At 73.8% G+C, this 12,514-nt stretch carries 10 protein-coding genes and 1 pseudogene; 9 read left to right on the top strand and 2 right to left on the bottom strand.

The genetic code is table 11. The features are described from left to right. The first annotated feature begins 15 nt into the window (after positions 1–15). From PSH03_RS28940 to PSH03_RS28910, 7 genes are all read left to right on the top strand, one after another. The gene (locus tag PSH03_RS28940) at positions 16–489 is read left to right on the top strand and encodes a BlaI/MecI/CopY family transcriptional regulator (RefSeq protein ID WP_091394501.1); all 474 of its coding nucleotides are present in this window, start codon (positions 16–18) and stop codon (positions 487–489) included. Between the two features lie 10 nt (positions 490–499). Continuing rightward, the gene (locus PSH03_RS28935) at positions 500–1,405 is read left to right on the top strand and encodes a M56 family metallopeptidase (protein ID WP_238690991.1); all 906 of its coding nucleotides are present in this window, start codon (positions 500–502) and stop codon (positions 1,403–1,405) included. A gap of 273 nt (positions 1,406–1,678) precedes the next feature. Continuing rightward, a complete protein-coding gene (locus tag PSH03_RS28930) occupies positions 1,679–2,932 on the top strand; it encodes a cytochrome ubiquinol oxidase subunit I (protein ID WP_238690990.1) in 1,254 nt (417 codons plus the stop codon). A 10-nt stretch (positions 2,933–2,942) separates the two neighbouring features. After that, positions 2,943–3,950, top strand: a complete 1,008-nt coding sequence (locus PSH03_RS28925; RefSeq protein WP_238690989.1) for a cytochrome d ubiquinol oxidase subunit II — start codon at positions 2,943–2,945, stop codon at positions 3,948–3,950. Continuing rightward, positions 3,947–5,623 carry a thiol reductant ABC exporter subunit CydD gene (cydD, locus tag PSH03_RS28920; RefSeq protein WP_238690988.1) on the top strand — a complete coding sequence of 559 codons (1,677 nt, stop codon included), beginning with the start codon at positions 3,947–3,949 and terminating at the stop codon, positions 5,621–5,623. The genes PSH03_RS28925 and cydD overlap by 4 nt, the downstream gene beginning before the upstream one ends. Further along, positions 5,620–7,410 carry a thiol reductant ABC exporter subunit CydC gene (gene cydC / locus PSH03_RS28915; protein WP_308194402.1) on the top strand — a complete coding sequence of 597 codons (1,791 nt, stop codon included), beginning with the start codon at positions 5,620–5,622 and terminating at the stop codon, positions 7,408–7,410. The genes cydD and cydC overlap by 4 nt, the downstream gene beginning before the upstream one ends. 68 nt (positions 7,411–7,478) lie before the next feature. Further along, positions 7,479–8,153, top strand: coding sequence for a permease prefix domain 1-containing protein (locus PSH03_RS28910; RefSeq protein ID WP_238690987.1), 675 nt, complete (start codon positions 7,479–7,481; stop codon positions 8,151–8,153). Between the two features lie 21 nt (positions 8,154–8,174). On the opposite strand, the gene PSH03_RS28905 is transcribed toward PSH03_RS28910, so the two are convergent. Further along, the gene (locus PSH03_RS28905; protein ID WP_210784748.1) at positions 8,175–8,513 is read right to left on the bottom strand and encodes a PadR family transcriptional regulator; all 339 of its coding nucleotides are present in this window, start codon (positions 8,511–8,513) and stop codon (positions 8,175–8,177) included. A gap of 160 nt (positions 8,514–8,673) precedes the next feature. On the opposite strand from PSH03_RS28905, the gene PSH03_RS28900 reads away from it, so the two are divergent. Both PSH03_RS28900 and PSH03_RS28895 read left to right on the top strand, forming a co-directional pair. Beyond that, positions 8,674–9,627 (top strand): SatS C-terminal domain-containing protein, encoded by a 954-nt coding sequence (locus PSH03_RS28900; protein ID WP_210784749.1) that lies wholly within the window; start codon positions 8,674–8,676, stop codon positions 9,625–9,627. A gap of 39 nt (positions 9,628–9,666) precedes the next feature. Continuing rightward, positions 9,667–12,111, top strand: coding sequence for a transposase (locus PSH03_RS28895; protein WP_238691317.1), 2,445 nt, complete (start codon positions 9,667–9,669; stop codon positions 12,109–12,111). A gap of 221 nt (positions 12,112–12,332) precedes the next feature. Here the strand turns inward: PSH03_RS28895 and PSH03_RS28890 are convergent. After that, a pseudogene (locus PSH03_RS28890) lies at positions 12,333–12,514 on the bottom strand (ATP-binding protein); the annotation flags it as partial.

Genomic DNA, 12,514 nt, shown 5'->3' with positions numbered 1-12,514 from the left:
GGGTAGGATTGGCTCGTGACTCGGTTGGGCGATCTTGAGCGTGCGGTGATGGACGTGCTGTGGGACGTGGTTCCCGGCACGTCGGACGGGGTGACCGTGCGCGAGGTGGCCGACGCGCTCGACGGCCGTGAGCTGGCGTACACCACTGTGATGACAGTTCTGGACCGGCTCGCCGGCAAGGGCATGGTGCAGCGGGAGCGGGAGGGTCGGGCCTGGCGGTACCGTCCGGCGGCCAGCCGCGAGGCGCACATCGCTCAACTCATGCTCGACGCCCTCGACCTGGGTGGCAGCCGGGACGCCGCGCTGGTGCGCTTCGCCCGCTCGGTGACCGGCACCGAGGCCGAGGTGCTGCGAGCGGCCCTGGGCAGCGAGGCCGGCCTGACCGGGCCGGGCTCCACCGGCGGCGACGCGGGCGGGGCCGACGCCCTGACCGACCGGGTGGACGGGCCGGCGGGCCGACGACCCGCCGGCGAGGCAGCGGAGCGGTAGGGCGCGCGCCATGGCCTACGCCGTGCACTTCGCCGCCACGATGCTGGCCTGCTATCTGACCGCCCAGGTGTTGGCCCGCTCCACCTGGACGTGGCGCAGCCCTCGGGTGGCGATCATCTGCTGGCAGGCCGTCGGGCTGGCATTGGGCCTCTCGGCGATGGGCCTGCCGATGGCGCTCGGGTTGAGCGCGTACGACCGGCCGACCGGCAGCGCACTGCTCGCCCTGACCAACGACCTCGCCCACGGCGCCCTGCCGATCGGGGTGGGCACGTTCCACCTGGCCGGCGTCGGCGTGGGCTTCGGCATCGGGGCGGTGCTGGTCACGACGACAGTGCGCAGCATCCACGGCACCGTACGCGCCCAGCGCCGCCACCGGGACCTGCTCTCCCTCGTCGCCCGGAACGACCCGGCCGCGCCGGGCGCGCTGGTGCTGGATCATCCGAGCGCCGCCGCGTACTGCCTGCCGGGCGTGAAGCCGCAGGTGGTCGTCAGCGCCGGCACCCTGAGCCTGCTGGACCGGGCCGAGCTGGCCGCGGTTCTCAGCCACGAGCGTGCGCACGCCCACGAGCGCCACGACCTGGTGCTGCTGCCGTTCACCGCGCTGTGCCGGGCACTGCCGTGGTTCGGCTGGGTGCGCGACGCGCACGAGCGGGTCGCCCTGCTGGTCGAGATGCGCGCCGACGACAAGGCCCGCGAGCTGCACGCCGAGGCCCCGCTGGCGGGTGCGCTGCGCCGGTTCGCCGCCGCCGGGCACCGGATCACCCCGGCCGGCGCGCTCGGCATGGGCGACCGGGATCTCGACGTACGGGTGCAGCGCCTGCTGGTCAGCGACCGGCCGCCCCGGGTGCTCGGCGCCACCGCCCTCGCGGTCGCCACCACGCTGGTCGCCCTCCCGGTCACCCTCTTCCTGAGCTGACGACCACAAGGCACCGCTGAGCCCACGCGGCAGAACCGCGCGGAGGGCCGCTGCCCCGCGCCCCCGGCACCCCTCGCAAGATCGCACTCGATCCAGGATCGAGGGGCATCCCGGGGGTCGCGAGACCACTACATCCAGGATCGAGCGCGACCTTCCCCCATTTACTACGTGACGTAGTAGGGTTACCTACGACAGGGCGTAGTAGTTGCTACCAGTAGGCAAACTACGTGTAGGGTGGCTACGACAAGGGAGCCAACGCTATGGAGGGCTGTCATGGACACCCTGCTCCTCGCCCGCCTGCAGTTCGCCACCACCACCTCGATCCACTTTCTGTTCGTGGTGGTCACGCTCGGGCTGGTCACCCTGCTGGTCGGCATGCAGACCGCCTGGGTGCTCACCGGCAACCCGAAGTGGGAGCGGCTGACCCGCTACTGGGGTCAGCTCTACGTGATCAACTACGTGCTCGGCATCGCCACCGGCATCGTGATGGAGTTCCAGTTCGGGCTGAACTGGAGTGGCCTGTCGCGCTACGTCGGCAACGTCTTCGGCGCGCCTCTGGCCATCGAGACGCTCGTGGCGTTCTTCCTGGAGTCCACGTTCCTCGGGATGTGGATCTTCGGCTGGCACCGGCTCGGCAAGGGCGTCCACCTCGCGTTGCTCTGGGGCGTGGCGATCACCGCGTACGCCTCGGCGTTCTGGATCATGGTGGCCAACTCCTGGCTCCAGAACCCGGTCGGCTACGAGGTCCGCGACGGAATCGCCCACCTCACCGACTTCGGCGCGCTGCTCACCAACCCCAGCCTCGGCATGGCCTTCGGGCACGTGGTCTCGGCGGCGCTGCTGGTCGGCGGGATGCTGATGGCGGCGGTCAGCGCCGGGCACCTGATCCGGCGTACCCCGGACTTCGCGCTCTTCCGCACCTCGCTGCGGATCGGCCTGGTCACCGCGGCCCTGGCCATCACGATGGTGCAGGGCTTCGGTTTCGCCCAGTTCGGTCCGGTGGGCTCGGTACAGCCGACCAAGTTCGGCGGTGACGGCCCGGAGAGCCAGGCGCTGATCGCCGAGTGGACCACCCGGTTCGGCCCCGGCGACTACACCCCGCCGGCGCTGGCCAGCGTCGGGTTGGGCTTCATGATCCTGATCGGCTTCACCCTCGGCTGCGTCTGGCTCCTGCTGCCCCTGCTCTTCCGGGACTGGGTCATCCGACTGCGCTTCCCGCTCTGGCTGATCGTGCTCGGCCTGCCGCTGCCGTTCATCGCGGTGATCCTCGGCTGGATCTCCCGGGAGGTCGGCCGTCAACCCTGGGTGGCGTACGGGTTGCTCCCCACCGAGCAGGCCGTCTCCCCGGTCAGCGCACCGCTGATGCTCGCCTCGCTGATCGGGTTCAGCCTGCTGCTGGGCACTCTCGCCGTCACCAACTGGGTGCTGCTCGCCCGGCACGCCAGGCGCGGCGCGGCCGACCCGGCGCTCGGCCGCCCACCGGCACCGCCCACCGAGCCGGCCCACCCCGAACCCGCCCTCCTCTGAGGAGTAGACAGTGGACCTCGCCTGGTACGCCCTGCTCGGCCTCTTCTTCGCCAGTTACCTGGTGCTCGCCGGCTACGACTACGGCGTCGGGCTGCTGCTCGCCCGCGGCGTCGGTCCGGCCGGGCGGCGGGAGGCGCTCACCGCGCTCGGCCCGTTCTTCCTCGGCAACGAGGTCTGGCTGGTGGCCGCCGTGGGCATTCTCTTCGGCGCGTTCCCCCTCCTGGAGGGCGAGTTGCTCGCGGGCTGCTATCCGGCCGTCGCCGGTGCCCTGGTCGGCGTCATCCTGGTCACCGTCGGGGTGCAACTGCGCAGCCGACCCGACGACGAGCGGGTCCGCGCCCGCTGGGACCGCGTCGTGGTGGTCGGCAGCGCACTCGCCGCGCTGGGCTGGGGTGTGCTGCTCGCGGCGCTGCTGCAGGGCGTACCCCTCCAGGCCGACGGGCACGTCGCCGGGGTGACACACCTGGCCACCCCGTTCGCGGCCGCCGCCGGGCTGGCCATGGTCACACTGGTCGCGGTGCACGGGGCGACCTTCCTCACCCTGCGACTGTCGGCCGAGGCCGCCGCCGTGGTCGGCCGTACGGCCCGCCGGCTGGTGCCGGTGGCGCTCACCGCGGTCGCCCTGGCCACCGTCGTGGGCCTGCTCTCCGCCCGGGTACGCGACGCCGTGCAGCGGCCGGCGGTGGCCGTACTCCTGCCGGTGCTGCTCGTGGCGGCGCTGCTGGCGGCCCGCGCGGCGCTGGCCCGGCGGCGGCCAGGGTGGGCTCTGGTCGCCACCGGTGCGGCCCTGGCGCTGCCGGTGCTGCTGGTCGGAGCCGCTCTCTGGCCCTACGTGCTGGTGTCCACGACCGACCCGGACGCCTCGCTGCGGGTGGCCGACGCCGCCGCCAGCGCGCCGACACTGCGGCTGCTGGGCTGGGTGGCGCTGCCGCTACTTCCGGCCCTACTAGGCTTCCAGGCGATGTGCTGGTGGGTTTTCCGAGGACGGACCGACGGTAGGGCACCGGTGTACTGGTGAGCCGCCGTCCGTTCGACCCGCGTCTGCTGCGCCGGGTCCCTGCGGCCCGGGGCGATCTAGCCGTGCTCGCGCTCCTGGGGGTGCTGGCCGCCGGGTTGATCGTGGCGCAGGCCACCGCGCTCGCGTCGCTGCTGGCCACCGCGATCGACGGTCGGCTGGATCGACCGGCGCTGGCCGGCTTCGTGGTCGCGGTCGCCGCCCGCTCGGCACTGGTCTGGGCGCAGGGCACGGTCTCGGCGCGGGTCGCCGCCACGGTCAAGGCCACGCTGCGGGCCGACCTGCTCGGCGCTGTGGGCCGGCACGGGCCCGGGTGGGTGGCCGGGCAGCGGGCCGGTGAGATCGCCACCCTGGCCGGGCGTGGGTTGGACGCGTTGGACGCGTACTTCACCGGGTATCTGCCGCAGCTGGTGCTCAGCGTGACGGTGCCCCTGGCGGTGCTGGCGCGGGTCGTCTTCGCCGACTGGAGTTCGGCGGTGATCATCGCGCTGACCCTGCCGCTCATCCCGGTCTTCGGAGCGCTGCTCGGCTGGCAGGCGCAGGCCGCCACCGAGCGACAGTGGCGGCGGCTCGCGCTGCTCGGCGGGCACTTCCTCGACATGGTCGCCGGGTTGCCCACGCTGCGCGCCTTCGGGCGGGCCCGGGCGCAGACCGACGTGGTACGCCGGATGGCCGACGGTCACCGCGTCGCCACCATGAAGACGCTGCGGATCGCGTTCCTCTCCGCGCTGGTCCTCGAACTGGTCGCCACCCTCTCGGTGGCGCTGGTCGCGGTGCCGGTCGGCATCCGGTTGCTCGGCGGCGGGCTGGCCCTGCAGACCGCGCTGCTGGTGCTGCTGCTGACCCCGGAGGCGTACCTGCCGCTGCGGGCCGCCGGCAGCCGCTTCCACGCCAGCATGGAAGGGCTGGCCGCGCTGGACGAGGCGTTGACAGTCTCCGCCGCACCCACCGCGCCCCGGGCCGCCGAGGGCGCCTCCGTCCCCGACGCACGGGCCGAGATCCGGTTCGAGGGGGTGACAGTGGCGTACGAGCGGACCACGGCGCTGCGCGACGTGACACTGACCATCCAGCCCGGTGAGCGGATCGCCATCATCGGGCCCAGTGGCGCCGGCAAGAGCACGCTGCTCGGCCTGCTGCTGGGTTTCGTGGTGCCGACCAGCGGCCGGATCACGGTGGACGGGGTCGACCTCGCCACCGCCGACCCGGACGCCTGGCGCCGGCAGCTCGCCTGGGTGCCGCAGCGGGCACACCTCTTCGCCGCCTCGCTGGCCGACAACATCCGCCTCGGCGCGCCCGACACCCCGGCCGACGTACTCACCGCCGCGGTGCACGACGCCGCACTGGACGACGTGGTGGCCGGCCTGCCCGACGGCCTGGACACCCTGCTCGGTGAACGCGGTCACGGGCTGTCCAGTGGGCAGCGGCAGCGGGTGGCACTGGCCCGGGCGTTCCTGCGCGCCGCCCCGGTGGTGCTGCTCGACGAACCCACCGCCCGACTCGACACGGCGGCCGAGGCGGTGGTGCTCGACGCCACCCGTCGCCTGGTCGCCGGGCGGACGGCGCTGCTTGTCGCGCACCGGCCGGCGTTGCTGGCCGACGCCGACCGGATCCTGCGCATCGAGGACGGTCGGGTCACCGAGTTGACGCCCGAACCGACCGGGAAGGCCGCCCGATGACCGGAGAACACGGGCCGGCGGTGGTGGCCGACGCGGCACCGGCGGGGCGGGCCGCCGCCGAGCGGGCCGTGCTGCGACTGGCCCGACCGTACCTGGGCCGCCTGGTGGGAGCCGGGCTGCTGGCGGCCGCCACCGAGTTCGCCGGCCTGGCCCTGATGGCCACCGCCACCTGGCTGCTGATGAGCGCCGCCGGTCAGCCTCCACTGGACCGCCTCACCGTGGCGATCGTCGCGGTCCGGGCGTTGGCGATCAGCCGGGGCGTGTTCCGCTACACCGAACGGCTCGCCGGACACGACGCGGTGCTCCGCATGATCACCGACGTCCGGGCCCGGGTCTTCGCCACCCTGGCGGCCCGCCGTGGCACGGCGCACCGCTCGGGGGACGTGCTGAGTCGACTGGTCTCCGACGTGGAGGCCGTCCAGGACCTGTTGCTGCGGGTGCTGGTGCCCGCCTCGGCGGCGGCAGTGGTCGGTGTGCTGGCGGTCGCCGTGGCGGCGCTGATCTCACCACCCGCCGCCGGCGCGCTCGCCCTCGGGCTGCTTGTCGCCGGGGTGGCGCTGCCCGCGTTGGCCACCGCGGTCACCCGCCGCAGCGCGGCCGAGGTGGCCCCCCTGCGGGGCGCGCTGGCCACCGACGCGATCGACCTCACCCACGGCGCGGCCGACCTGGCCGCGTTCGGGGCGACCGACGTCACGCTGCGCGCCGCCGAGCAACGCGCCGACCGGCTGGCCCGGCTGGAACGTCGGCTGGCCGCCACCGGGTTCGCGGTGGACGCGGCCGGCGTGCTGGCCGCCGGCCTGACCGCCGCAGCGGTGGTGCTGGTCGCGCTCGCCGCCGACGTGTCGGGGGTGCTGGTGGGCGTCCTGGCCGTCGGCACACTGGCCGCCGTCGAGGTGACGCTGGCGTTGGTGGCGGCGGCCCGGCAGTGGACGCAGCTGCGCCCCGGCCTGACCCGGGTGGCCGACCTGCTCGACGCCGACCCGCCGCCCGCGCCACCGGCGACCGGTCCAACGGACCTGACCGGCCCGCACGAGCTGCGCTTCGACGACGTGACGGTGCGGTACCGGGCCGGTGCGGCGCCCGCCCTGGACCGGGTCAGCCTGGACCTGCCGGCGGGACGCCGGATCGCTGTCGTCGGCCCGAGCGGCGCCGGCAAGAGCACATTGGCCGCCGTGCTGACCGGCACCGTCCGGCCCGCGTCCGGCCGGGTCACCCTGGACGGTCACGACCTCTCGACGTACGCCGAGGAGGCGCTGCCGCGCGCGGTCGGTGGGCTGCTGGCCGAGGCGTACGTCTTCCATGCCACGGTGCGGGAGAACCTGCTGCTCGGGCGGGCCGGGGCGGGCGAGGAGGAGCTGACCGCGGCCACCGCCGCCGCCGGCCTGCTGGACTGGGTCCGCGCTCAGCCGGCGGGCTGGGACACGCTGGTCGGCGAGGAGGGCGGGCAGCTCTCCGGCGGGCAGCGGCAGCGGCTGGCGCTGGCCCGGGCCCTGCTCGCCGCGCCGCCGGTACTGGTGCTCGACGAGCCCACCGAAGGTCTGGACCCGACCGCCGCGGACGCGGTGCTCGCGTCCGCCCTCGCCGCCACCCCCGCCGGGCACTCGGTGCTGCTGATCAGCCACCGGCTCAGCGGGCTGGCCGAGCTGGACGAGATCGTGGTCCTGGACGGCGGCCGGGTGATCCAGCGCGGTCGGCACGCCGAGTTGGTCGCGGCCCCGGGCTGGTACCGGGACCAGTGGCTGCTCCAGGCCGCGGCCGAACGGGGTTACCTGGCCCTCGCCCCCTGAGCCGACTCGGGGGCGGACCAGGGTTCTCCCGGACGTCGACCGGCGGAAGTCCGTGGCAGTGTGGTGCCATGGGGCGCGGTGAGGACGTGATGGTCGACGAGCACCTGCGGGAGCTGGCCGCTCGACTGCAGGGGCCGGCGCGACTCAAGTCCGACCTGCTGACCGAGGCCCGGCACGGGTTGCTGGACGCCGTCGAGGCGTACCGCGAGAGCGGGGTGCCACCCACCGAGGCGCAACGCCGGGCGGTGGTGGAGTTCGGCTCACCGGCGCAGGTGCTCCCGTCCTGGCAGGCGGAGCTGGCGGTGGGCGCCCTGCGCGGCCTATCCCTGCGGATGCTGGCGATCGCCGGGGTGGGGGTGGTCGCCGGTGATCTGACCTGGCGGGGGTCGAGCTGGAGCGGCGGCCCACGTCCCCCGGCCGGCTACCTGCTGCTCTCCAACTCGGTCGACTGGATCTGGATGAGCGCGCTGGTGCTCTCGGTGGCCGGTCTGCTGGTGGTCTGGGCGACCGCGCGGGCGCCCCGGCCCGGCCTGGCCCTGGCCCAACGCGCGGTGGGCACCGGTCTGACCGGTGTGCTGGCGCTCGGCATAGTGACCGGCAGCGCCCTCTTCACCTGGTCGCTCAACCTCTGGGACGCGGCGGCGCACTGGCCCCCGATGATCATCGGTGCCGTGTTGGTGGGCGGCGCCTACTTCTCGCTGACCCGCGCGGCGCGCGGCTGGCTGCTGGCCACCGCCCGCTGATCGGCGGCGGATCCGAGCGGGTCAGGCCGGGTTGGGCGGGCTGCCGGGATCGAGGAACCGGCCGACGGTCAGTTGGAACTCACGCCAGCCGGCCCGCTCCCCGGCCAGCGCCCGCCGGCCGGAGTCGGTGAGCTCGTACGTCCGCCGTTCCCGGCCGCTGACAGTGCTCCAGGTGCTCGCCACGTGACCGGCGCGTTCCAGGCGACGGAGTGCCGGATAGATGGTGCCGGTGGGTAGATCCAGACTGCCGTCACTGCGGGCGCGCAGCGCCTCGATGATCGCGTAGCCGTGCAGCGCGCCCTGTTCGAGCACGGCGAGCAGCAGAGCGTCGAGATGGCCGTGCAGTTCCTGGGCCTTCATACGTAGCTACGCTACTTGTCGAACCGCCGCTTCGCCAGCGGTGACGACCAGCAGGTCGGACCCGTGCGCCAACCGGCCACCGGGGTGCGGGCATCGGTCACCCAGGGCTGCCGACTAGGGTATGTGCCCAGAGTCACTCGCCGGTCAGAGACCCCGGTGGGTGGGCAACCCGAAGCACACGGAGGTCAGCGTGGCCCGCCAGTCGCCCCAACGGCCCGACGCCGACGAGCCCGAGCTCGACGACACCACCGGCGCGGCCGAGCCAGACGAGACCGAGACCGACCGCCCGTCGGCGTCGATCGACCGCTCACTCTGGGATGAGCTGCGCATCGACCCAGTGGAGATCGCCCTGCCCGCCGGCACCGGCTTCACGCTCCGGGCGTACCGACCGGCCAGTTCGCTGACTCCGACCGACGTGACCGAGCGCGACCAGGACGACCCGTTCCTCGCCCGCCGCCAGGCTATCGAGGAGGAGGAGGACGACGAGACCGTCGTCATCCTCGACGAGGAGTTGGCCCAGGAGTTCGCCGACGAGGACGACGAGTCGAAGCGCCGCCGGGACGGCGCCGCCACCGACACCGAGACCGACGACGAGTCGGACGAGGCCGTCACGGACGAGGCGGACGACGAGGAGGTGCCGGTCTTCCTCAGCAACCGAGGCAAGCTGCTGCTGTTCAAGACCCCCGAGTCGCTTGTCAGTTTCATCCGATCCGGTGCGCCAAACGATCTGTCCCAACTGGACAGCTGGAATGAATTGTCCGAACGGGTGGAGCCGGCAGACATCGCTCCGCTCGACGAGGACACCTACGAGCTCGACCTGGTCGTGGAGAACCTGCGCGGCGGGCACGACACGTGGGATTCGACCCTGCTGATCGAGGCGGGTGAGGCCGCGCGTGACCTCTCCTACGCATTGCGGCTGCCTGCGGTACTCGACATGCTCTCCGCCGGCTCCAGCCTCGACGACCTGGACGAGGCTCTGCGTGGCACCGCCAACGGTGGGATCGGCGCGTTCATGGCGCGGCGACGGCTGAAGAAGATCGGGGCGCAGACCGCAAGTTTGGGTTGGCGCACCATTGTCGGCAAGATCTCTGCGGTGGTGGACTGGCGCGACTGACCCGTACCGGGGAGCATCAGTTGCTGGCAGAGGAAAGACCTGTCCCGGGAGGAGGACGACGCCGTGGCGCTCGTGCGCGTTTACTGCGGTCTGGCCTCGGCGGATCCGGCTGACCGACCGGCCTCCGCCGGTTCGACGCTGACGTCCGCTGTGGTCGACGACGCAGGCCGTCTGCTGCATGTCTGCGAGATCAGCGATGACGCCGCTGGCTACGCCCAGCTCGTCGCGCTGCTCGTGGAGCGGTCGGGCGGGCCGAGCGGTGCGGCCATCGCCGCCGACAGCGACGACCACACGGTCACCTCGCTGCTGAGCGCCGCGGGGCGACCCCTGGCCATCGCTGACGACGACTCGGTGGACGACTTCGCCGAGCGATTCGCCGATGACGACTCCCTTGAGGAGATGCAGTCGCCTCCGGCCGAACGACGGGCGGTCGGCCTCGCCCGCGCGTTGCAGGCGGGGGCGCTCTCCGCCGTCACCCTGCCGGCACCTCGGGACCTCGCCGGTTACAAGCAGGTGCTCTCCGCGCACGCCGCGCTGGCCAGTGGTCGACACTCCGCCGCCGTGGCGCTGCGCGAGGTTCTGCGTGAGCTCTACCCGGCGGCCCTGCGCGCATACCCGGACCCGGCCGAGCCGGTCTCTCTGGCCGTGCTGGACGCGCTGCCCGAGCCGGGCATGCTCGGCGGCACCGTGGCCCGGGGCCGCGAGGTCTCGGTCGCGGCGGATGCCATCGCCGCGCACCTCGCCGCGGACGGGGTCGCCGATGCCGAGGAGATCAACGAGGCGGTCACCGCCCTGCGGGTCGCCATCTCCGAGACACCCCGACGTGCCGCTGTCAACCGGGCGCTCACGTCCGCGGTGGCCGAGACGGTCCGCCAGGCCGTCGCCTCCGTACGGGCCTGCGACGCCGGTTGTGAGGCGCTGGTCAGCGCGCTCAGCTCACGGGTCACCACTCCTGTCCAGGCACCCGGCCGCCGGGCCGCGGCCCGCCGTGGCGAGTCCGTCGGCGAGTTGACCGGCCTGGCCGGCGCCAACGCCGGGTTGACCGGTCTGGCCGGCACCAACGCCGGGTTGCGGTCGGTTCGACCCACTCCGCCGGCCGCCGACCCGGCACCCGCTGTCGGGCGGCGCAGCCGCCCCGAGCCGGTCCCCGGTAACGCGCCGTTGGCGTCGCCCCGCCCGCTCGGGCCACCGCCGGTCGCCCCCGCGCCGGTCACGCCGCCGCCGGTAGCACCCGCGCCGATGACTCCGGCGGCGATGGCTGGTCCGCCTGCGTCCACGCTGCCCAGTCGCAGCGAGCCGCTCCCCAGCCGGATCGACGGCCCGACCAACCGGCCCGTCTCCTCGCCGCCGCCTCCGCCGCCCGGGATCACCCCGATCGCGCCGGCGCAGCGCGGCATGGTGCCGCCGGCCGAGGCCGGTGAGCCGTTCCGGCCGACGCTGACCACTGCCGCGATCAACAACGCGCGGGCCGAGCGGCAGCGGACCGTCATTCCGCCCCGCCCCAAGACCAACGGCGAGCCCCGGCCGAGCCACCAGCAACGCCCGGTCGACGAGCCACCCACCGGCGGGTTCAGCGCCACCGATCTCAGCATTCCGGTGCCGACCCCCCGGCCGGGTCAGGAGACCGCACCGCCCGGCTCCCGTGCCAACTGGCCGCTGGTCAACAACCCGGAGGACCCGTCCGACAGCTCACCGAACAACCCGGTGGCCTACTCGTACGGCGGCAGCCGCGGTGTCGACGCCCCGACCGACCCGGGTCGGGCCGACGGTCGGGTCACCCCGCCGTGGTTGGCCGACGACCTGCCACCGGAGCCGCCGATGCTGCGGCTGGTGGAGCCGCCGCCGCTGGCCGACCGGGCGCTGCGCGAGGGGCTCAACCCTCCCGCGGACCAGCACCTGGAGACGCCACCGCTGCGCCTGGTCGATCGTGAGCAGGCTGCTCGCAACGGTCGGGCGGCCGCCCGTACGGAGCGCGCCCCCGAGCACCGGCCGCCGCCCCCGGTCGAGCACCGGCCACCGCCGATGGAGCACCGGCCGCCGCCGGTCGCCGACGAGGGCGACGGCGATCTGCTGATCTTCGCGCAGGCCAAGTCGGCCTGGTTCGTGGGGCAGCCCGAGGAGTCCGACCTGGACTGGTCGACCACGGCCGACACCGGTTGGCAGGCCGCGGAGCAGGCCGCCCGCCCGGCGGTGGGCGCCGAAACCAACGCCGGGCTGCCGAAGCGCGTGCCGCAGGCCAACCTGGTGCCGGGTTCGCCGCTGCGCGAGGAGCGCCCATTGCGGATAGTGCGTGATGCGGCAAGTCTCGCGGAGAACACGACCGGCTACTTCCGTGGCTGGCGTCGCGGCCAGGAGATCGGCGGTTTCGCTGTGGGTGGTCGGCCCGGTCGCGAGGCGGCCGGCGGTTGGGACTTCAGCCGCGACCACGGTGACCGCGACGACGACCGGGAGTACGAGTACCGCTCGGCGGGCTACCAGTCCTGATCCGTCAGCAGGGCGGTTCCCCGGGTACGCAGAAGCCGCCTCGTGAGGACCGTGGGTGAGCTTGTGCCCCGGACAGGAGCGGACAGCTTCCAGGTCACCAGGAGGCGGCTTGGCGGCGCGCCGACTCGTCCAGGCGACGAGCCAGCGCGGTGGGACTCACCGGGGCGGCTGGCAGCGCCCGGTGGCGGCCGGAGCCACCACCGGGGCGTGCAGCGCCGCGATCAGGCCGGGGCGACGGCGCGCGTACGGCGCATGGTGAGCACGTACTCGACCAGCGAGATCAGCACGTGCTTCGTCGACTCCCGTTTACGGTCGTCACACGCCACCGCCTGCCCGTCGCTCGATACCGCCAACACGTCCAGGACTTCCCGCGGGTCCTGGTACTCCATCCCCACGAAGCGGT

This window comes from Micromonospora salmantinae (assembly GCF_022230905.1).
GTDB classification, from domain to species: domain Bacteria; phylum Actinomycetota; class Actinomycetes; order Mycobacteriales; family Micromonosporaceae; genus Micromonospora; species Micromonospora salmantinae.
The sequence above is the reverse complement of the archived record's forward strand: the minus strand, read 5'-3'. Positions and strand labels throughout refer to the sequence as shown.